Annotated in this window: 17 protein-coding genes; 14 read left to right on the plus strand and 3 right to left on the minus strand. The window is 34.3% G+C overall.

Annotated features, from left to right (window positions below; genetic code table 11):
• Positions 1 to 311 precede the first annotated feature (311 nt).
• The 5 genes from FP433_RS01090 to FP433_RS01110 all read left to right on the plus strand — a co-directional run bounded on the left by FP433_RS01090 (position 312) and on the right by FP433_RS01110 (position 8,371).
• Positions 312 to 2,072, plus strand: a complete 1,761-nt coding sequence (locus FP433_RS01090; protein WP_265486828.1) for an SLAP domain-containing protein — start codon at positions 312 to 314, stop codon at positions 2,070 to 2,072.
• A gap of 565 nt (positions 2,073 to 2,637) precedes the next feature.
• Entirely contained in the window at positions 2,638 to 4,266 is a 1,629-nt protein-coding gene (locus FP433_RS01095) for a glycoside hydrolase family 73 protein (protein WP_265483617.1), read from the plus strand.
• 45 nt (positions 4,267 to 4,311) lie between these two features.
• Entirely contained in the window at positions 4,312 to 5,553 is a 1,242-nt protein-coding gene (locus tag FP433_RS01100; protein WP_265483616.1) for an SLAP domain-containing protein, read from the plus strand.
• A gap of 91 nt (positions 5,554 to 5,644) precedes the next feature.
• Entirely contained in the window at positions 5,645 to 6,463 is an 819-nt protein-coding gene (locus FP433_RS01105; RefSeq protein ID WP_265486829.1) for a PfkB family carbohydrate kinase, read from the plus strand.
• Between the two features lie 81 nt (positions 6,464 to 6,544).
• Positions 6,545 to 8,371, plus strand: a complete 1,827-nt coding sequence (locus tag FP433_RS01110; RefSeq protein ID WP_265486830.1) for a monovalent cation:proton antiporter family protein — start codon at positions 6,545 to 6,547, stop codon at positions 8,369 to 8,371.
• A gap of 218 nt (positions 8,372 to 8,589) precedes the next feature.
• On the opposite strand, the gene FP433_RS01115 is transcribed toward FP433_RS01110, so the two are convergent.
• Positions 8,590 to 9,396 (minus strand): DUF6612 family protein, encoded by an 807-nt coding sequence (locus tag FP433_RS01115; RefSeq protein WP_265486831.1) that lies wholly within the window; start codon positions 9,394 to 9,396, stop codon positions 8,590 to 8,592.
• Between the two features lie 143 nt (positions 9,397 to 9,539).
• On the opposite strand from FP433_RS01115, the gene FP433_RS01120 reads away from it, so the two are divergent.
• The 3 genes from FP433_RS01120 (at position 9,540) to FP433_RS01130 (ending at position 10,924) form a co-directional block, all read left to right on the plus strand.
• Positions 9,540 to 10,232, plus strand: coding sequence for a 2,3-diphosphoglycerate-dependent phosphoglycerate mutase (locus FP433_RS01120; RefSeq protein WP_265483612.1), 693 nt, complete (start codon positions 9,540 to 9,542; stop codon positions 10,230 to 10,232).
• A 106-nt stretch (positions 10,233 to 10,338) separates the two neighbouring features.
• Complete coding sequence (locus FP433_RS01125; RefSeq protein WP_265486832.1) at positions 10,339 to 10,596, plus strand: AbrB family transcriptional regulator; 258 nt, start codon at positions 10,339 to 10,341, stop codon at positions 10,594 to 10,596.
• Complete coding sequence (locus FP433_RS01130; RefSeq protein WP_265483610.1) at positions 10,589 to 10,924, plus strand: type II toxin-antitoxin system PemK/MazF family toxin; 336 nt, start codon at positions 10,589 to 10,591, stop codon at positions 10,922 to 10,924. The genes FP433_RS01125 and FP433_RS01130 overlap by 8 nt, the downstream gene beginning before the upstream one ends.
• Positions 10,925 to 10,984: 60 nt before the next feature.
• Here FP433_RS01130 and rpsN read toward each other — a convergent pair whose 3' ends face one another.
• Positions 10,985 to 11,242 carry a 30S ribosomal protein S14 gene (gene rpsN, locus FP433_RS01135; RefSeq protein WP_265483609.1) on the minus strand — a complete coding sequence of 86 codons (258 nt, stop codon included), beginning with the start codon at positions 11,240 to 11,242 and terminating at the stop codon, positions 10,985 to 10,987.
• Between the two features lie 12 nt (positions 11,243 to 11,254).
• The gene (locus FP433_RS01140; protein WP_265487235.1) at positions 11,255 to 12,706 is read right to left on the minus strand and encodes a DHA2 family efflux MFS transporter permease subunit; all 1,452 of its coding nucleotides are present in this window, start codon (positions 12,704 to 12,706) and stop codon (positions 11,255 to 11,257) included.
• Between the two features lie 188 nt (positions 12,707 to 12,894).
• Between FP433_RS01140 and FP433_RS01145 the strand changes: the two genes are divergently transcribed.
• The 6 genes from FP433_RS01145 (at position 12,895) to FP433_RS01170 (ending at position 20,570) form a co-directional block, all read left to right on the plus strand.
• The gene (locus FP433_RS01145; protein ID WP_265486833.1) at positions 12,895 to 13,590 is read left to right on the plus strand and encodes a hypothetical protein; all 696 of its coding nucleotides are present in this window, start codon (positions 12,895 to 12,897) and stop codon (positions 13,588 to 13,590) included.
• An 83-nt stretch (positions 13,591 to 13,673) separates the two neighbouring features.
• Positions 13,674 to 14,546, plus strand: a complete 873-nt coding sequence (locus tag FP433_RS01150; RefSeq protein ID WP_265486834.1) for a GRP family sugar transporter — start codon at positions 13,674 to 13,676, stop codon at positions 14,544 to 14,546.
• 166 nt (positions 14,547 to 14,712) lie between these two features.
• Positions 14,713 to 15,594 (plus strand): aldose 1-epimerase family protein, encoded by an 882-nt coding sequence (locus FP433_RS01155; protein ID WP_265483606.1) that lies wholly within the window; start codon positions 14,713 to 14,715, stop codon positions 15,592 to 15,594.
• Positions 15,595 to 15,721: 127 nt separating this feature from the next.
• Complete coding sequence (locus FP433_RS01160; RefSeq protein ID WP_265486835.1) at positions 15,722 to 16,846, plus strand: LCP family protein; 1,125 nt, start codon at positions 15,722 to 15,724, stop codon at positions 16,844 to 16,846.
• A 26-nt stretch (positions 16,847 to 16,872) separates the two neighbouring features.
• Positions 16,873 to 17,490, plus strand: coding sequence for a glycerol-3-phosphate acyltransferase (locus tag FP433_RS01165; RefSeq protein WP_265484654.1), 618 nt, complete (start codon positions 16,873 to 16,875; stop codon positions 17,488 to 17,490).
• A gap of 104 nt (positions 17,491 to 17,594) precedes the next feature.
• A complete protein-coding gene (locus FP433_RS01170; protein ID WP_265486836.1) occupies positions 17,595 to 20,570 on the plus strand; it encodes an LTA synthase family protein in 2,976 nt (991 codons plus the stop codon).
• Positions 20,571 to 20,783 lie beyond the last annotated feature (213 nt).

Raw genomic sequence — 20,783 nt, forward strand, 5'->3', positions numbered from 1 at the left:
GCGCTATAAAAGGATTTAAAGAGAAAGTAAATAACAAAAAACAATATTACACATAGATTAAATAGTAAAAAAAGGCTTGTTAGCCTTTGAATTTGGGCGAAAACAAGATATAATGTATAACGTGGTAAGTAATAGGAGGGATGCTTCAGGCGTGTGCCTGTACAGCATGCTAATTGTTTATCTTAAAATGACTACCTCGAAAAACACTATTTTCGATTTAAGATTAAATGATTTTGTACATTATAGGCAAATCCACAAATGAGCCTTTATCCTATTACATTTTATTGATTTATCAAGGAGGAAAAGACCACATGAAGAAAAATATTAAAATCGCTAGCGTTACTGCTGCTGCTTTATTAGCAGTTGCTCCAGTAGTTGCTACTGGTACTGCTAACGCTGCTGTTACTGTTAATAACACTACTGCTACTCAACCAGCACCTACTCAAACTGCAGGTACTGTTACTGTAAACATTTCATTAGATGCTACTGCAGGTAAGACTACTGTTGGAGAAGCTACCAAGAGTGCTAAAGTTACTGTTGATGGTGCAACTGTTGCTAATAGTGCAACTGTTGCTAATAGTGCAACTGGTACCGGTGCTTACAAGGTTGAAATTGCTAAAGCTGGTACTACTACTGCTTTAAATGATGCAACTAAGTTAGAAGCTAACCAAGCTTACGTTGTTTTAGTTAACGGTATCAAGCTTAAAGGTTTAACTACTGGTAACACTTACTCAATCGCAGGTGGTACTGTTGCAGGTAAGACTACTCAAACTGCAGAAGAATTAAACGCTAACAACGGTGTAAACTTTACTAGTGACTCTTTCTACGTATTTGACAAGAGTTTAACTGGTACTCCAGTTGTTACTAACAACGACAACAAGATTGTTTCAAGTGGTTCTATTGCTTTAGGTAATAACACTACTGTTGCAAGCTTAGCAAAGGCTATTACTTCTGCGTACAAAGTTCAAATGCCAAGTAGTGGTGAAAAAGTTGCAAAAGCTTTAGATTGGTCAGCATCAGCAGTTGAAAACTCTGTAAGATCAAGTTTAAAGAATGCTAACGTAAATGTTGAAAAGGATGGTAGCTTCACAGCACCAGCAACTAACTTTACTGTTAACTTAACTGGTTACGCTTCAAACGGTAAAACTGTTTCATTCCCTGTAACTGTAACTGTTGCTAACTCAACTACTACTGCAAGTGATGCACCAGTATTTAGTACTACTAACAATGATTACAAAGCAGTTGCAAACAGCACTAACGCTTGGAACTTAAGTCTTCAACTTAACTCTGCAACTAACGCACAAGCTATTGCAAATGCATTTACTGCAAAGATTGACGCAACTTCAAACCTTACTACTAGTGTAAAGGTTGATTCAAGCAACTTAAACACTGCTGTTGCAGGTAAGTACACTGTTGTTCTTTCAGCTACTAACCCATCAAACAACAAGACTACTAAGGCTACTGTAAACGTAACTGTTGGTGACCCAGGTGAAACTAAGACTGTTCAAGCTGGTTCAGAAACTGCTAAGGTAGTTACTATTGATGGTAACAAGGTTACTGAAACTTCTACAACTTTAGCAAACGATTCTAAAGTTGCAACTTTCGGTACTGTAACTGTTGATGGTGTATCATACACTCGTCTTAACAGCTCAAGCTCAAACCAATTCGTAGCAACTAAGTATGTTGATGGTTCAATCAAGGAAGAAAAGAAGACTGAAAAGACTATCATGCACAAGGCTCTTATCTACGATAAGGATGGTAAGGCTACTAAGGAAAGCATCGGTGCTTACAACAAGGTTACTGTTTACGGTGATATCGTAACTATTAACGGTGCTAAATTCTACAAGCTTGGCGAAAACCGTTTCGTTAAGGTTGGTAACATCGATGGTACTATGCGTACTTTGAAGCACAACGCTTACATCTACAACAACAAGCTTAAGCGTGTTCAAAAGAACACTGTTCTTAAGAAGGGTTCAGAAAAGAGAACTTACGGTAGTGCATTCACTATCAAGGGTAAGAAGGTTTACCGTATCGGTGAAAACCAATACGTTAAGGTTGCTAACTTCAAGTAATTTTAATTAACTAATTACTCTCAAAAAGACGATACATTGTATCGTCTTTTTTTGTGCTCATTTTTATGTGAAAGCAGAGATAAATTACACTTGGAGTAAATAAGAAAGAAAAAGTTGTAAAAGAATATCCAGGAACTAAAATAAAAAGAATAATGTTATTTTATTTTTATTCTATTTCTGGAATTTAAAAATATTTTAATTAAGAATTATTTTCTTCTCACCTAATAAATAACCAAAAACTTTGAAACAATAGGTTTTTTAGTGGTTGGCAAATCCCTGGAAGAAAGCTGTTTAGCAGAAATTTAAAGTAAAAATTTGAAAATAATTAATAACAAAATCGCTTACAATCGAAAAAAGTGTTATTAAAAATTTAAATTTTCCTTTTTTTGCGTTACACTGTATATAACAAGTCTGAAAAGATGTGGGAATAAAAGTAATAAATTACAACTAAAAGTTTATTTAATGTTTCTAAAATATTACTTTTCTGTTTCAAAACATGTGTTTGGTTGTATATTGACTCAGACGACTATATGATATAAATGTGTGTAAAAAAGAGGAATAAAAATTGAGTAAGAAGACATTAACAAGCATTGCAACTGCAGCTTTAATTACAACTGCAGGTATAACTGCTACACACCATGTAAAAGCTTTAAACTCCGATAATGATAATGTGGTTAAGGCAGCTACAAATCAACAAAATCAACAGTTCATTAATAAAGCAGCATCAGCTGCGGTAGAATCATCATCTAAATATGGAACTTATACTTCTGTAATGATGGCTCAAGCTGCTGTTGAATCTGGGTGGGGACAATCCAGTTTATCTCAGAGTCCAAATAATAATTTATTTGGTATCAAGGGAAGTTACAATGGTCAATCTGTAACGGTTAAGACTGGAGAATACATTAATGGTAGTTATAAGACGGTTAATGCCTCCTTTAAGAAGTATCCTTCTTACACCGAATCTTTTAATGACAATGGTTCATTAATTCGTAAAGATATGGGTTCAACGTATTCTGGAGCATGGGTAGAAAATGCATCAACCCCTGAGCAAGCTACACAACAAGGCTTGCAAGGCAAGTATGCAACTGCACCTAACTATGCAAGTACTTTGAATTCAATCATTGAAGCTAATAACTTCAAACAATATGACCCGGTTACTACTAATGTCAACGAAGTTAAGAAAGTTGTCAAAACAACCCCAATTACTGATGCACCCGTTGATAGTGACGTTGGAAAGCAAATTGGTACAGCTCGTGTTGGACAACAAATGACAATTAGCAAGTACATTACTTATAAGAATGGTGTAACCCATGCTTTAACTCAACTAGGATGGGTTAATAATTCTGCTTTTGGTGCAAGTGCCACGGTAAAGACCACCACTCAAGCTACCAAAACAGTTGTACAAAAGCCAAAGAAAAAGAAAAGTTATACTTATATCAAGACTAGTGAAGTAGTTAAGATTACAAATGCCCCGACAGAAGGAGCACCTGTTTTGAAGAGTCCAAATGGTAAGAAAAACGGGAAAACTTTACCACTAAATAGTACTTGGAAAGTAAATGGCTATGCAATTGTTAAAGGTGTTCGTTACAATCATATTGGTTCTAAGCAATGGCTAAGTTCTATCTATACTAATCCTGCTAAAGAAGTAAGCCAGGCACCTAAAGAAAAGGAAGAAAGTACTGTAAAGAAAACGACTTCTAAGAAGACCAAAGTTGAAAAAGACTACGAAAAGGTTGAAGGAAGTTTCATTGTAACTGCAAAAAATATTGAAGTTTGGTCAGCTCCAACTGGTAAGAAAACAGGTCAATTACTACCAAAGGAAAGTGATTGGAAGATTACTGGTAAAAAAGAAATTAAGGGTAAGACTTGGTATCGTTTAGGTAAAACGAAATGGATTCAGTCTACTGGAATTAAAGTGGATAACTTGAAGAAAGTAGCTGTAAGTCAAGCACCTGCTAAACCTAAGACAAAAGTTGAATATCCTGTTTATAAGTCAACAGGGGTAGTAACAATTAATTCAAAACCAAATTACGGTGTTCCTGTTTACACTAAGCCTGGTGAAGATGCTACAAAACGCATTCTTTCTAACGGTACTAATTGGAAGTTTTTCAAGATAGCCGTCATTAAGGGCGAAAAGTGGTATAACTTAGGTGGAAACCAATGGGTACCTGAGAAGTATGTATTGGTTCGCTAATTAAGATAGTAAATTTAATTATGGATAATTTTTGCGGAGGATTTCATGCGTTCAGCAAATAAGAAATTTTTAAGTGCCTTAGCTTGTGCGGGTATGATGGCAACTACAGCAGTTGTTGGAGTAGGTAATATTGTTACTTCAAAAACTACAACTGTTCAAGCTGCAAAGTCTAGTGTAAGCAGTCGCTCTTACGGAGTGGATGTTTCTAGTTTTCAAAGTACCGACCTTTCAAAGCATGCAAATGCAGGTTCACAATTTGCAATTGTAAAAGTTAGTGAAGGTACATCATATCGTAATCCTAACGCTGCTGGTCAAATCGCTAGTGCGAAGTCAACTAATATGATGCCAATGGCATATCACTTTGCAACTTTTGGTGCTAACAGTAGTGCAGCAGTTTCGGAAGCAAATTGGGCTGTTAAATCTGCTCAAGCTACTGGATTACCTAAGGGTTCATACATTGCATGTGACTGGGAAACTGGTGATGGAAATGTAGTTACTGCAGGTAAAGATGCTAGTGCAAATGCAATTGTAGCTTTTATGAACAAAGTTAAAGCAGCAGGTTACAAGCCACTTTTATATTCAGGAGCTTACTTATTAAAGAGTAATATTAATACTGCAACGGTGTTAAATTCATATCCTAATTCTCTTTGGGTAGCTTCATATGCTACTATGGGTCGAATTGACAATCCTGATTTTAATTATTTCCCAAGCATGGATGGAGTAGCAATTTGGCAGTTTACTGATAACTGGCGTGGATTATACGTTGATGGTAACATTTCCTTATTACCACTTTCATATAATGATGCAAGCACCCAAGCACCTACTCAATCTAAACCAGCTACTAGTTCAAGTGCATCATCTAAGCCAGCTACTAGTTCAAGCTCTACTAAACCAGCATCTACTACTACCACTACTAATACAGTTGTAACTACTCCTAAGACTATCATGTATAAGAGTGTGATTTACACTGAAAAGGGTGAGTCAACAGGTAAGTTCTACTCTGCATATACTCCAATTAAGGTTATCGGTGGTGTGGTTAACATCAATAATAAAGCTTACTACAAGATTGGTGATAACCAATATGTACGTGTTTCAAATGTAGATGGTGTATCTAAGAACTTAAGTCATAATGCTTATGTTTATAATAGTAAAGGCCACAAGACAAGCGCACCAACCATTAAGAAGGGTAGTGCTTTGAAGGTCTATGGTAGATCTCGTGTTATTAATGGAAAATCTTACTACCGCGTAGGTAAGGGCCAATACGTTAAAGTTGCTAACTTTAAGTAATAATAAGTTTAAATAAAGTCACTAGGAAACTAGTGGCTTTTTCGTTTGGTATAATTGGGGTGGAAAAAGAAATCAGGAGGAATTAGCTTAGATGATTTATACTTTAACTTTGGATACTACTGAAAATGTAATGGGAAAGGGAATTGATATTTCTTTAATTTTAAAAAAATTAGGAATTGATTCTCTTGCAACTGGTATTATTCAAGAAAAGAAAGCCAAAATTGAGAAAGAATTAGCAAATGCAGAAATAAGTAGTCATTTTATTGATGCAAGTACAGAAAGTCCTGTTACTGCTAAAAGTCAGCAAGCTTTGTTAGATTACTTAAAGGGAGAATTAAAAGCAGGAGATATAGTAGTAATCGCTGGTAAATTCGCACCAGGAATTGCGCCAACTTATCTCATTGATTTGGCAACTTTAGCCACCAAAAAATCAGCATATCTAGTAATTGATAGTCCTTATCAAGAAGTTCGAGATGTTTTACCACTGCATCCCCTTTTACTTAAGCCAAATGAAACTGAAATCAAGGCTTGGTTTGATCAAACAGATAAATTATTGACTACTAAACAATTGTTAGATTTAGCTCATGATTTAGTAGCTGATGGTGCCGATCATGTTTTGCTTTCCTTAGGAAAAGAGGGAGCAGCTATTGTAAATATGACGCATGCATTTATGGCTCATGCACCTGAGGTTGAAGAAGTAGATCCTGTGGGTGCTGGTGAAACACTTTTAGCTACTTTTTTAGCAGGGATGATGAAGAACTACAGTCCTGTCCGTAATTTAGCTGATAGTATTGCAGCGGCAACAGATACAGTGCAGGTAAAGAGATTAACCAATTTTGAAACTACGCCAGCTTTACAACGTCAAATTATTTCTCGAAAAATAAGTTTTGAAGATGAACAAGGTAGATAAAGAAGAGCAAATTTTGAAGATGAGAATTTTTTTGGTATGATTTTCACATAATAAAACTGTGGAAGGAGTCATGGGAAAATCATGGGACAATTTTCAATTTTTGTAGTTTCTTTAGCTGCCTTAACGATTCCAATAGTAATGGCTCGTTTAAAAGTTACTACAATTCCCACAGCTGTTGCTGAAATTATAGTAGGGATTGTCTTGGGACATTCCGCCTTAAATATTGTTGAAGAAACAACAGCCGTCAATTTGTTATCAAACTTAGGGGTTACTCTTTTGATGTTTCTATCAGGGATGGAAATAAATTTTAACCTATTTAAGCGAGATGATACCCAAAGCAAAGCGCAAGTCAATCCTGCAAAAATAGCTATTTTATCTTATATTTTAGTAACTATTACCGCAGTAATTTTGGCAGTAATTTTGCATTTTACTGGTCTATTTAGCGATATAATGCTGGCAACCATCATTTTTATGACTGTTGCCTTAGGAGTAGTTATTGCTACCTTGAAAGAAAAAGAAATTTTATCACGACCTATTGGACAGACTATTTTGTTAACAGCTGTCTTAGGGGAAGTAATTCCTTTATTGCTTTTAACAATTTATGCCTCAATTAATGGTGGCAATGCTGGTCAATTATGGTTGATCATTTTACTTTTTGTAGTAGCGATAATTTTATTAAATCGCTTTAAAAAGCCATATGAGTGGTTTACCGAAATTTCTAAATCTACTACTCAGCTTGATGTACGCTTAGCCTTCTTTTTGATTTTTACCTTGGTTACAGTTGCTGAACGCGTAGGTGCTGAAAATATCTTAGGGGCGTTTTTAGCGGGGATGGTAATGAAACTATTACAACCTAGCGAAGCCACCATGGATAAATTAACCTCAATTGGGTATGGGTTCTTTATTCCAGTTTTCTTTATTATGACTGGAGTAAAACTCAATCTTAAATCATTATTTGCGCATCCCAATGCCTTAATGTTGATTCCAATTTTGGTATTATTCTTAATTTTAGCCAAGCTGCCAATTCTGTTGGTATACGGAAGAAATTTTGTTAAAAGAAATGCAGTCGCTGGTACATTTTTAATTGTTACCACTATTACGATTGTATTGCCTACGTTAGAAGTAGCGCGTAAGTTAAAGGCGATTACTTCAGTGCAATCTGATGCTTTCATTTTAGCAGCGGTAATTGTTTGTATCTTTGGTCCGATTTCGTTTAATTCAATTTTTAAATTAACCAAAGAAGATAAGATTAAAGAGCGAGTAACTATTTTTGGGGCCAATGTAGTGACAGTACCTGTAACGCAGGAACTATATGATAACTGGTACAATATCACCATGATGACCAATATTAAGGACAATTACAATACCTACAAGAGTAGATTGCCGAAATTAAAGTTAGTTGCTAGTTTAGATGAGGAACAGTTAAAGGCAGCTGGAGCTTTTAATTGTGAGATTTTTGTAGCAGGGCTAGAAAATGATACCTTGAATCGACGGTTGGGTTTACTAGCTAAAAGTAACGGTGTTAAAAGGGTAATTGTAATTCAAAAGAAGGTCATTGAGTCACCAGAAATAGAAGAATTGCGTAATGAAGGAGTGGAAATTTTCAATGCCTTTAATGCCGAAACTTCTGTTTTACGTTCAATGATTGAATCCCCATCAATTGTGGCAATTTTACGCAATACTAAGAATGGACTTTATGAAATAACAGTCCGCAATCGTAAATACACGGGTCGCAAATTAATGGATTTACCATTTATTAATAAGATTACGGTAAGTTACATTTTACGTAAAAAGCAGTGGCTTACGCCTCATGGTAATACAATTATTGAACCGGGAGATCGATTGATTTTTACAGCTCCAATAGAAGAGGTAACAAAGATTAGGAAAGAACTAGGTAAAAAGAATTAACGAGTAGCTGGACTAATAAAGATGTTCAAGATATAATTGTAATGTAAAAGATTATCTGGTCTTTTCTTGCCGAAAGGCAGTTATAGTATAGAAACACATAACTCGTAGAAGGTAAGGAGTTCCTTACCTTTTCCATAAGAAAGCACTCTTTTTCAATAAGTGAGAAAGAGTGCTTTTATTTTTAGGTAGTAAAAAAGATTCCGTTACGGAATCTTTTTCTATTTATTTTTGCTTACTTCAACAGCATTTTTAGAAATCTTTTGTGGGACAACTAAATTCTTATATTGACCAAAGTCATCGTAGTTTAAGTTCCAAGTGAAGTTAGCGTTATTCAAGGCAGTAAACTTAGCAGAGAAATTCATTGAAACAAGTTTTTTATCTGATTTGTTGTAAACGTATTGAATCTTTAAATTGTTAAGTTGAGCTACATTGATTGCACGAACAATGTTCATGTTTTGGCCACCAGGACTGTTCATACTATCAACTACTAAGATATTCATTGCCTTCCAGATTTCACTACTAGTGCCAGAGTAAGTTACAGTGTAAGAAGAATTATTCTCTTTAACTTTAGCTTGCTCTTTCATTAAATCATTAAGCTCACTAAAAGTATCAGGGTCAAAGCGACGAGTTACTTGACTACTATCAAAGTTATTAGCATCAGAACTAGTTACAATCCATTTTCCATGGTTACCTTGTAGTAGCATGTAAAGCTTTTTGTCAGTTAACCAAAGTTGCTCAGTCTGCGTTTTTGACTTGTTAGTAATTTTGTAGCTTGCGTAAGTAATTTGATCAAAATTATAATTACCAGTAAGACTAATTGCTTGCTGTAGCTTTTTAGACTCAAGGTTTTGTTCAAAATGACCATTTTGAATGCTTTTACTAAAGCTGCTTTTATCACCAATTAGACTTTTAGCGGAAGGTAAGGTAGAAGTAGAAGAACTGTTTTCCTTTTTTCCACAAGCGCTTAGTACTAATAAGCATGAAAGAACAGCAAATAATAAGAAAAATTTGTTTTTGTGTTTCATAAATACAACTCCATTAAAAAATATTACATCTATAATTTTACACTTTTTTGAGAAAAAAAGTTTTTTCTAGGAATATCTATGATTTTTTTTAAGAAAGCGTGTAAAATAGTTAGTGAAAAAAGTTTTTAAAGGAGAATTCATTTATGTCCAAATTAGTATTAATTCGTCACGGACAAAGTCAATGGAACCTTTCAAACCAATTTACTGGTTGGGTTGATGTTGATCTTTCCGAAAAGGGTGTAGAAGAAGCTAAGAACGCTGGTAGATTACTTAAGGAACACGGCCTTGAATTTGACCAAGCTTACACTTCAACTTTAACTCGTGCAATTAAGACTTTGCACTACGCACTTGAAGAAAGTGACCAACTTTGGATTCCAGAAGTTAAGAGCTGGAGATTAAACGAACGTCACTACGGTGCACTTCAAGGTTTAAACAAAGAAAAGACTGCTGAAAAATACGGTGATGACCAAGTTCACATTTGGCGTCGTTCTTACGATGTTTTACCACCAGCTATTGATGATGATTCAGAATACAGTCAAGCACATGATCGTCGTTACGCTCACCTTGACCCACATGTAGTACCGAAGGCAGAAAACCTTAAGGTTACTTTGGAAAGAGTTATTCCATTCTGGGAAGATGAAATTGCTCCTAAGTTACTTGATAACAAGAATGTTATTATTGCAGCTCACGGTAACTCATTACGTGCTTTAACTAAGTACATCGAAAACATTTCTGATGAAGATATCATGGATGTTGAAATGAAAACTGGTGAACCAGTTGTTTACACATTTGACGAAAACTTAGATGTTGTTAACAAGGAAAAGCTTGACAAGTAATCTAAGATAAAAGGTTAAACCGCTTGAGGTTTAGCCTTTTTTAGTGCTTAAAAGTCGAATTTTAGCTTGTATCGGCATATAATTAAAACTAAAAGGGGGTTTTAAAATGCATATCAATTTAATTTTAAAGAAGTATGATGATTCAGAGAAAGAAATAGTTTTCAGTATTCCAACTGATTTTTCATTTCATACTTATCCCCATTATTTAATTCATCAAATGAAAGATGGTCGCATTCTTTTAATCCCATATATTGAAAATCCCTATACTTCGGAAATGAAGTTTGAAGGAATGGAAGATAGAGAGCAAGATGATTGGGAAAATCTTGGTTTAGAAGAGTTTGGTAAGGAAGAGTACGATGATTAGATTTAAGCAAGGAGATATTGTTTGGGTGGATTTTTCTCCATCAGTTGGACAGGAGATGCGAGGAAAGCATCCCGCAGTAGTTATCTCTTCAAATTCATATAATGAAAAGACACATTATTTAATGGTTTGTCCCATTACATCACATGGGAATGATTTTCCGACTTATGTAGATTTAGAAGGATATGCCGTTCATGGACGAGTAAATGCAGCACAGATTCAAACTTTTTCTCGTGAACGTTTGCTTGATGAAAAACCAGCTGGCCATTTGCGGCCAGAAGATTTATTTCGCGTCCAACACATGCTTGAGTTTGCTTTGCAACTTGATTAATAATTTTGAATATGAAAAAAGCCGATAGAAATCAATTAATCTCTATCGGCTTTGCTTTTATTACCAACTTGCTTTTTTAACGCCAGGAAGTTGTCCCTTGTGAGCTAATTCTTTGAAACGTAAACGAGACATTCCAAATTTACGCATGTAGCCGTGTGGACGTCCATCTTGTAAGTCACGATTGTGGTAACGAACTGGACGAGCATTGCGAGGTAATTTAGCTAATGCTTCAACATTTCCAGCAGCTTTTAATTCATAGTATTTTTTAATTAATTCACGTTGCTTTGCAGCTTTAACAATTTTTGATTTTTTTGCCATATATCTGTCCTTTCATATTAAATTTGATATAGCTCTTATTTTTAGTAAGTCTATTATAGTGCCTTTTGATTTTTTTGTCAAAAATGAGCAGTGTTTCCACTGCTCATTTCCCAGGAAATTATTTTCTTTTTTGATAAACAAGCTTAATAATAAGCCAAGAATTACTAAAACAATAGTAAAGTAAAAACCGTAGTGAGCCCCATTAGTAAAGGCAACTGCCTTGTTAGTTGTATTAGCTGCTTGTTGTCCAGTAGCTAATAAGATAGTAGCAATAGCGGTAGCAATTGCTCCAACAATTTGTTGTAAAGTGTTCATAATAGTACTACCATCAGCAGATTCAGGTCCTTGAACAGCATTAAGCGCATATGTTTGAGCTGGAGACATTGCAAGCGGAGCGCCGATCATTAAAATAACTTGGGCTACGATGATGTACCAAATTGAAGAAGTTGTAGTTGTGAAAGCCAACATTAAAGCTCCCACTAAGGCAAGAATAAAGCCAATAAGAGCTGGGAATTTAGCACCAATTTGGTCGTAAATGCGACCGGCAATGGCAGAAGTTAAAGCATTGATTAAGCCACCTGGTAACATAATAATTCCTGTTAAGGCTACTGGAAGCAAACGTCCACTTTGAATGTATTGGGGTAAAAGATACATAGCAGAAAGAATGATTGCAAAATCTACCATAACAATTAAGGCTCCAACCCTAAATTGCGAAATTGAAAAAATCTTCAAATTGAGAATTGGATTTTCAAGGTGAAGTTGGCGATGAGTGTAAAATGCTAGCACAATAATTGCTCCAATAATTAATACCCACACAAGAGGTGAAGTAAGCCCCATATCGCCTGCTAAGCTTACCCCACTAACTAAGGCAGCAAATCCAACAACTGATTCTAAAATAGAAACGAAATCAATTCTAGGTTTAGTAACTTCATTGAGGTTAACTAAGCTAGTAAAGGCAAAGATTAATGCTACTACTAAGAAGGGAACAAACATCCAGAAAATCCAATTCCAGCTTAATTTACCTAAAATTAACCCAGTAACCGTTGGACCAATAGCTGGTGCAAGCATGATAACCATGGCACAGGCTCCCATTGCCGCTCCCAGTTTTTCAGGTGGGAAAATTAACATTGCAGCGGTAAACATTAATGGTAAAACGATTCCAGTTCCGATACCTTGAATCATTCTTCCAGTTAATACGATTCCAAAGTTTGGTGCAATTGCAGAAATAATCGACCCAATTAAGAAAGCAAAAAGCCCAAAAATAACTAATTTTCTTGTTGAAAACCACTTGGTAAGTAAGCTAGATAGTGGAAGGACGATTCCGATTACTAGCATATAACCAGTAACTAACCATTGAATAGTTCCTGTTGGGACTTTAAAAGCTTGCATTAATTGGGGAAGGGCAATGTTAAGAGACGTTTCAGATAACATTCCTACAAATGCTCCTAACATAAGGGGTAACATCGCAAGCCAAGGATTTTTAGTTTTTACAATGGCCTGATGAGATTTTTCATTATTCAAAAAAATTCCTCCTAATAAATACCTAAATTTTTGCGTCGCTGATTATCATATCGTATTTTAAAAATTTTCGTAAGTATTTTTTTAGCAGTCTGATATTATAGAAAAGGAATTAATATTTTGAAGGTGAAAAAATGAAATTTTTAAACACAGTCAGCAAGCAAAAGATTGTTGCCAGTTTGCTAGGGATAGTCACTGCAGCTTTAATTTATTTCCCTTATTATGCTTTAACTGATAATCATACAAAATTAAACTGTAGTGTCTTTTTAATTTTGGGGATAGTTTTACTTTGGGTGCCTACAGAAAGTTTGGCAGCTTTGTTTGCAGTAGATCTCTTTTTTGAAATTGGTCTAGTACTCTTACTAGTATTTATCTCAACAATTACTTCTTTACATGCCTGGCCAATCTATTTATTAATAATTTTAATTTTAGCTGTTTGGATTGGAATGGTTTTGTTAAAAAATCAGTCCTTGACGTCAAAAAATAGACAGGTAGTAGCAATTAGGCTCATTAGTATGTTAATATTTGCTATTTTGGCATATTTAAGCGGATTTTACGCTCTCCTAATGGCGAGCCCAGTTGGTCTAATGGTGTCGGGGATTACAATTTATATTGGTATAGGATTATTTATATATTATTTAATTTTAGCAGCAAGTATTTGGCAAAACTGGTTTAAAGGAAGTATTTCCTGGGTAATGATAATTATTGCAATTGTCTTCCATATGTTTTTTGCTTATAATCTTTCTCCAGAAACGATGCTAATTCCGGGGATTTGCGAGGTAATTATTGTCTTACTTTTACTAAGAATGAACATGCTTTTGGAAAAATAATAAAAAAGTACTTGCAATCGCTTACTTGAAGTTAGTATAATTAATTATTATTTGACTATGTAATTTTAGGAAGGTAACGATTAATGAAATATATTCTACTCTTTATTCCAGCAATTGGTTGGGGGCTAATGCCACTAGTAATTGCTAGTATTAAGAAAAGTACTGTATATAACCAAATCGTAGGTACAGTTGCAGGTGCTTTTATATTTGGTGTAATTTTAATGGCAATTGTTCGCCCAACAATTACTTGGCCACTATTTTGGATTTCAGCGCTAGCCGGAGCACTCTGGGTAGTGGGGCAAGTTGGACAGTATATTTCCTATGAAAAAATTGGGGTTTCAGAGACAATGCCAATTTCCACTGGATTACAGCTGATTGGGGTTCCTTTGGTAGGAATGATCTTTTTTGGCGAATGGGCTAAGACTCAACAAAAAATCTGGGGCTTTTTAGGAATTATTATTTTGATTATTGGGGTTGTGTTTACTTCTTTAACAGATCAAAAGACTGAAGAAGGTAATAAAAAGAACCAAGTAGCAACCATTATCTTACTTATTGTTACTAGTTTGGGTTATATCTCATCCAGTTCTTTACCACAAACTCCAATTGCAGTTCAAGGAGATAGTATTTCCTTCTTCTTTGGCCAAACTGCTGGAATGCTTGTAGCAGTATTCATTTATACCTTAGTGACTGGCAATGTTCATGCCTGGGTTGAAAAGACTTCTCTTCAAGGAGGAGCAGCGGGATTGCTTTACGGAATTGCGCAACTTGCTTATGTATTTTCTGTTAAAGATAATGGTGTGAACCTATCCTTTGTTATGTCTCAACTTTGTGTAGTAATTTCTACCTTAGGTGGTATTCTTTTCTTAAAGGAAGCAAAATCAAGAAGAGATCTTATTTTTACAATTATTGGTTTAGTATTAATTATTGCTGGTGCAGTAATTACAAGAATCTTTTAAATTAGAGCATCCGTAAAGGGATGCTTTTTTTGTGGTTAAAAGTTTGTGTTTGACAGTAATAAAAATACGTGATATTTTCAAATTGAGAGAAAGTTAAAGAATTTATTAAGATAGTTGTTACTTTTTAGATATTAAAAGGGTTAACAAGCTAGGGGTTAAAAAATTAATGTTAATAATAGAAAATAGTCAATTTGAAGTTGGAATTAATGAAATGGGAGCACAGATTACCCATTTTGTCCAAAAAAGTGATAACTTCGATTGGATTTGGAATGGAAGTGAATGGGCAGAACATTCGCCAATTCTCTTTCCAGCAGTTGGTAAATCTTATAACAATCAATATGTAGTTGATGGAAAAAAATATAATATGCCTGTTAATGGCTTTGCCAATAATTATCAATGGACTGTGGTAGACAAAGGTGATGATCGAGTAAGTTTAATGTTGATGGATAATGAAGAGACATATAAAATATATCCATTTAAATTTTCTTTGATGGTCACCTATGCCTTAGTTGCCACTGGTTTGGAAGTCAGTTTTCATTTAAAAAATTTATCTGCTTCTCCAATGCCGTATGCTTTAGGAATTATGCCTGCTTTTAATCTATCAGTTAGCAATGAAAAGCTAAATTTTGATGATTATGAATTAAAATTTATACCAGAGACACCAAGTTTAACACAATTTTCAGTAAATAAAGAGGGATTAAGAGCTGCAAATGCGACTGAGGTATTGGGACTTAAGGAGAGTACCTTAGCTTTAAGTAAGGCGGTTTTTGATTATGGACATCTTTATATTAATTCTCCTGGATTAACCTTAGTCATTTTGTCGACAAATAAGAATAATATAGAGAGAAAAGTTTCTATAAGATTAGAAGACTTCAGTGGGATTGAGTTGTGGAAATCCCCGGAAACCGACCAATTTTTAGCCATTGCACCAATTAATGGATTTCCAGATATGGAAGAAAATAACCCAAGTTGGAGTGAAAAATTAGGTAATAAAATTTTAGAACCAGAGCAAGAGATTGATTTAAAGACTACCATTAGCTTGAATTAATTAGTACAATGTGAGAAACCACATTGGCTTTTTTTCTTAAGAATTTTAAAGACTTTGCCACAAAAGAAGATGAGCCGCCTATCTTTGGTATAATGGTTTTGTTTTTGAGAAAGCAAAGGAAAATTATATGGATAATGACAATAAAAATCAAAAATTACCAACTCGGCAAGAATTAAGAGAGCAACGTGAAAAGAATCAACCCAAAAAGCATCATCTTGTTGCCTGGGTTGTAGGAGTGTTAGCTACAATTCTTGTGATAGCTGCTTGCTATGGTGGCTATGTTTACCATAAAACCAAAAGTGCAATTGATGAAACTTATGATCCTACCAATAAAGTTACGCAGGATAGTTTTAATGGAAAAGAAAGTTTTTCTATTTTGTTATTAGGAACTGATACAGGAGCATTAGGAAGAACAGATGTCCGCGGTAATACTGATACAATGATTATTGCGACAGTTAATCCAAAAACAAAAACTTTCAGTATGATGTCAATTCCACGTGATACAATGGCGCAAATGATTGGTACGCAAAACTTTAGTGTCCATAAGATAAATGCTGCCTATAATATCGGTGGAGCAGGTATGGCTTTAAAAACAACATCAACTCTTTTAGATGTTCCTTTAAAATACTATGTTGAAGTTAACATGGGAGGATTAGAGAAGTTAGTGGATGGTGTTGGCGGTGTTGATGTGGATGTACCGTTTACCTTTTCATATGGAGGTTACACCTTTAAAAAAGGAAAGATGCATTTAAATGGTAAGCAGGCCTTAGCCTATTCAAGAATGCGTTATGACGATCCAAGAGGAGATTACGGCCGTCAATTACGCCAACGCCAAGTAATTATGTCTATATTACAAAATAGTATGTCATTAAATACATTGAAAAATATTAATGAAGTGACTGACTCTGCTTCAAAAAGTATCCGTACTAATTTGACTTTTAATTCAATTATGAAGATTGCGAAAAACTATCGTGATTGTATTAAAAATATGAAGAGCGACTATCTTCATGGTCGTGGCGCTATGATTGGGGATGCTTCTTATCAAGTAATGAGTGACACTGAGTTACAAAGAACTTCAGACATTGTACGTAAAAGTTTGGGCTTATCACCAGTTAAATTAAATAATAACGAGACTTATCAAAATTCAAAAAATACTGATTTTGATTGGAATAGTAGCGATAGTAATCAAAAATACTATGTTTACGAACCAAATAGTGATGATTGGTGGAATGGCGATAAATTAGAGTCATAGGGGTAGTTTAAGTGAATAATTTTTGGATGTATTTTTGGTCAATTATAATTGGCTATGGATTTGGTAATATTTTATTTGCCATGATTATTGGAAAAGGTCTTTTGCACAAAGATCCTACTAAGTTTGGCTCGGATAATCCTGGAACAGCGAATATGGGAGCCGTTTTAGGCAAAAAGTGGGGAATTTTAACTTGTATTGGAGATTTAGCTAAGACATTAATTGCTTTTCTAATTGTAAGTTTTCTTTACCAGTGGAACTGGTTAGCAATTTGTTTTTGTGGTTTGGGGCTTATTTTAGGCCATTCATTTCCCATTTGGAATCATTTTAATGGGGGAAAAGGTGTTGCCGTTAGTGCCTTGTGGATTGTGTACTTCAATTGGAAACTAGGTTTTTTATGGCTAATTGTAGGATTGATTTTAGTAATTCTGATGAAGAATTTGACAATTCCACCACTTGTTTATATGTATGGGTTTAGTATAAATATTTGGATCCTTAATGGTTGGCAATATGGGGTGCTTTTCTTACTTGGAAGTTTGATTATGACTTTTAAATTTAGAAAAGACATCGTAGATTTCTTTGCTGGCAGAGGAAAAAGGGTAGATATTTTGACCACAATCAAGAAAAAATTAGGAAAAAAGGGATAAATTTGAAATAATCCCTTTTTCTTTATAAATATGTAATAATTTTAAGCTATAATAACTTAGTAATTGTCCTGAGATGATTAAATTTTAATTATGGAAGAGAAAACATGGATACAAAAAAGAAGAACACATTAACAGTGGGGCAATTTTTTGCTCTTTTGTTAGCCACATTTATAATGTTGGCACAAATTTATTCTTTTGGCGGTAGTTTAGCACGCTTTCCTTTAGGAAGTATTTTGAAATTTATTCCTACTACTGCAGAGAATGCCACAATGATTTTTGTACCAATGATTTTTGGTGCTGTTTATAGTAAAAAGAAAGTTCACCCAGCTGAAGCTTTTAGATACTGGATAATGGCTGTGGTAACTTTGGTGATTTTTTATTTAGTTTATTTCTTTAAGTCACCAAGCTCATTTACCATGTGGAAGTTATGGGGAGTATTTTTCCCAGTCTTAACTAGTACCTCTGTTTTATTAGCAGGGTTAATTTTTAGTATACTTGCGCAGCCATATATTTATGAGTTGCAAAGAAAATTAACAACAAAACAAAATGTTCTATTATTGGGATTGTTAACTTTAGTTGGCTTTGCGACTAGTGCAGGTACACTTAACTTTAAATACTCCATTTTTGGCTTATATTTCATTTTATATTTTGCCTGGGGAATGTTTTTAGTAAATACCCCCTTAAGTCAAAAAGCTAAGATATGGTCAATAATTAGTGGAATAATTTCATTTTTTGTTGTAATTATTGGGGTAGCTGGCTTTAATGGTGTTTACTGGTATCAACTTCTTTCTGGAAGAAGTGGTGGCGGATGGAATCGAAACTTTCTTAATAATCCAACCTCACCATTCTTATTTTTAGTAGTATTAGCTGTATTTTTGATTTTTATTAAATTAATTAAATCATTTACAGTTAGAGAAATGCGCTACTTAATTCCAGTAGTAGTCTTCATGCAAGCACCAATTTCTAAGAACTTTATGCTTAGCTTTAGATTTACTGGAAGTGCTGGTATTAATGAATTATTAATGATCTTATTCATGATGCTAGCTAGCTTAGGATTAGCTGTTTTATATGAAAAATACTTGTACCAAGTACGTCCAATTAGAAGAGTCTTAATTGATTTAAGTAAGCAAGATAATTTAGCTGAAGTTATTCAATTGGCTTGGAAGAACTTTACTAATTGGATTAAGCAACACCATGTAAAAGTTCTTACGTGGAGCTGGTTCTACATCTTGAGTTTCCTTTCATTTTTAATTGAATCTGATAACTTAAGAATTCAAATTACTACTGCAACTGATATTAATGCAGTTATTTTCTTACTAGGAACAAGATTCTTTGCAATTATTTTAACAACCATCTTTTTAGATGCCTTGTTTTCAATTTTCTACTTTATTACTACAAGATATTGGACTTCCACTATTTTAGTAAGTGTAATTACAATTGGTTGGGCTATTGCAAATAAGGTTAAATTAAACTTACGTGGAGAACCAATTTATCCAAGTGAATTAAGTGAGGCAACTAACTTTAAGACTTTAGCACCAATGGTGGGAAATCAATTACTAATTGTAATTGGAATTGCCTTGGTAATCGTCATTGCACTGGATATTTACTTAGAAGTTAAACATCCAATTAAGAAAAAGGGATCCTGGAAGAGACGTGGAATTTGGGCCTTACTAAGCTTATTACTCTTTTTGACTCCATTACGATTTAACCATGATGGTGGAATTATTTACTACATTAATCGTGGTTTTGACAACAAACAATCTTTCAGAAACCCAGAAAGAGATATCCAGATTAATGGACCTGTTTTAAACTTTTTAAACTATATTGACCTGCAAGTAATGAATAAGCCAGAAAATTATTCTGCCGCTACAATTCAACACCTAAATGAGAAGTATAGTAAAGTTGCAGCTGAAATTAATAAGACTCGTAAGAATGATTTAAGTAAGCAAACTATCGTCTTTAATTTGAGTGAAAGTTTTGTTGATCCATATACAATTCCAACTATTAAGATTGATAAGTCAGCACCAAATCCAGTGAAATTTATTCAATCAATGGAAAGCAGAGCTACTTATGGTAATATGCTTAGCGCAGGTTATGGTGGTGGTACTGCCAATATGGAATGGGAGACTTTGACTGGACTTAATATGGGGATGTTCAAGACAACATTGACGCCATATGTTCAAGTTGTGCCTAAGTATAAGTACTATCCAACAATTGGAATGGACTTTGGTATGAAGTCAGCAATCCACCCATTTATTGGTAGTTATTACTCACGTGTCGAAGACTATAAACGCTTTAAGTTTGATAAGTTTGCTTATGTTGGTTCTAAGTACAAGATTATTGATCAAAAGAAACTTGGTAAAAGTACTTATAACTCTGATTTCACCACTTATGCTAATGGAATTAAACAGATTAATTCTGAAAAGGGTGGACAATTCATTAACTTGATCTCTATTCAAAACCACATGCCATATAATAACTGGTATCCAAATAATGAATATATGGGTAAGATTTCAGGTGAGTTATTTAACAGTAGTGCTGTTAAGGAACAAATTGCTACCTATGTAAAAGGTGTTCAATATACTGACCAGGCAGTTAAGAAGTTTATTGGTCAAATTGATAAGATTAATAAACCAATTACTATTGTCTTTTACGGCGATCACTACCCAAGTATTCTTTCACAAAGTTATACTTCGAAGTACCCAGTTCAAATGCACTCAACGCGTTACTTTATTTACTCTAATAAGTACGCTAGAGAACATGGGGCAAAAGCTAAGTTAACTAATAAGACTAACTATGTAAATACTAGTGATTTCATTGCATTGATGCTAGAACAAACCAATTCAAAGGTTACTCCATATCAAGCGCTCTTAACCGAAGTACATGAAAAATTACCTGCAATTACAATCAATTATGAAGGTGATAAAGGCTTTGAATTAATTGATCAAAAAGGTAATAAAGTTGATCCGAAGACTTTGACTTCAGATCAACAAGCACTTTTGAGAGATTATGAAGAAGTTCAATATGATATGACAGCTGGTCAAGCTTATGGCTTAAAAGCAAAAGGTTTTTATAAATAGAAAAAGATGATTTGTCATTCGACAAATCATTTTTTGTCATTCGACAAATCATTTTTTGTTATCTAGTTGACTAATCTTCAAAAAGTAAGTAATATCATAGTTATAGAAGTAGTTGCTTGATTCAGAGTTCAGAGAACTAGCGGTAGGTGAAAGCTAGGCAGGTCAAGGTTTAAACGAAATACGATGGAGTTGTTTCCTTAAAGACAGATGAGA

Origin of the sequence: Lactobacillus sp. PV012 (assembly GCF_014522325.1) — a bacterium.
Lineage (GTDB): Bacteria > Bacillota > Bacilli > Lactobacillales > Lactobacillaceae > Lactobacillus.

What these genes read in the sequence shown, in the direction of transcription:
- FP433_RS01090 (WP_265486828.1), top strand. Translation starts at nt 312, where the DNA reads ATGAAGAAAAATATTAAAATCGCTAGCGTTACTGCTGCTGCTTTATTA.
- FP433_RS01100 (WP_265483616.1), top strand. Translation starts at nt 4,312, where the DNA reads ATGCGTTCAGCAAATAAGAAATTTTTAAGTGCCTTAGCTTGTGCGGGT.
- FP433_RS01105 (WP_265486829.1), top strand. Translation starts at nt 5,645, where the DNA reads ATGATTTATACTTTAACTTTGGATACTACTGAAAATGTAATGGGAAAG.
- FP433_RS01110 (WP_265486830.1), top strand. Translation starts at nt 6,545, where the DNA reads ATGGGACAATTTTCAATTTTTGTAGTTTCTTTAGCTGCCTTAACGATT.
- FP433_RS01115 (WP_265486831.1), bottom strand. Translation starts at nt 9,396, where the DNA reads ATGAAACACAAAAACAAATTTTTCTTATTATTTGCTGTTCTTTCATGC.
- FP433_RS01120 (WP_265483612.1), top strand. Translation starts at nt 9,540, where the DNA reads ATGTCCAAATTAGTATTAATTCGTCACGGACAAAGTCAATGGAACCTT.
- FP433_RS01125 (WP_265486832.1), top strand. Translation starts at nt 10,339, where the DNA reads ATGCATATCAATTTAATTTTAAAGAAGTATGATGATTCAGAGAAAGAA.
- FP433_RS01130 (WP_265483610.1), top strand. Translation starts at nt 10,589, where the DNA reads ATGATTAGATTTAAGCAAGGAGATATTGTTTGGGTGGATTTTTCTCCA.
- rpsN (WP_265483609.1), bottom strand. Translation starts at nt 11,242, where the DNA reads ATGGCAAAAAAATCAAAAATTGTTAAAGCTGCAAAGCAACGTGAATTA.
- FP433_RS01140 (WP_265487235.1), bottom strand. Translation starts at nt 12,706, where the DNA reads ATGTTACCCCTTATGTTAGGAGCATTTGTAGGAATGTTATCTGAAACG.
- FP433_RS01145 (WP_265486833.1), top strand. Translation starts at nt 12,895, where the DNA reads ATGAAATTTTTAAACACAGTCAGCAAGCAAAAGATTGTTGCCAGTTTG.
- FP433_RS01150 (WP_265486834.1), top strand. Translation starts at nt 13,674, where the DNA reads ATGAAATATATTCTACTCTTTATTCCAGCAATTGGTTGGGGGCTAATG.
- FP433_RS01155 (WP_265483606.1), top strand. Translation starts at nt 14,713, where the DNA reads ATGTTAATAATAGAAAATAGTCAATTTGAAGTTGGAATTAATGAAATG.
- FP433_RS01160 (WP_265486835.1), top strand. Translation starts at nt 15,722, where the DNA reads ATGGATAATGACAATAAAAATCAAAAATTACCAACTCGGCAAGAATTA.
- FP433_RS01165 (WP_265484654.1), top strand. Translation starts at nt 16,873, where the DNA reads ATGTATTTTTGGTCAATTATAATTGGCTATGGATTTGGTAATATTTTA.
- FP433_RS01170 (WP_265486836.1), top strand. Translation starts at nt 17,595, where the DNA reads ATGGATACAAAAAAGAAGAACACATTAACAGTGGGGCAATTTTTTGCT.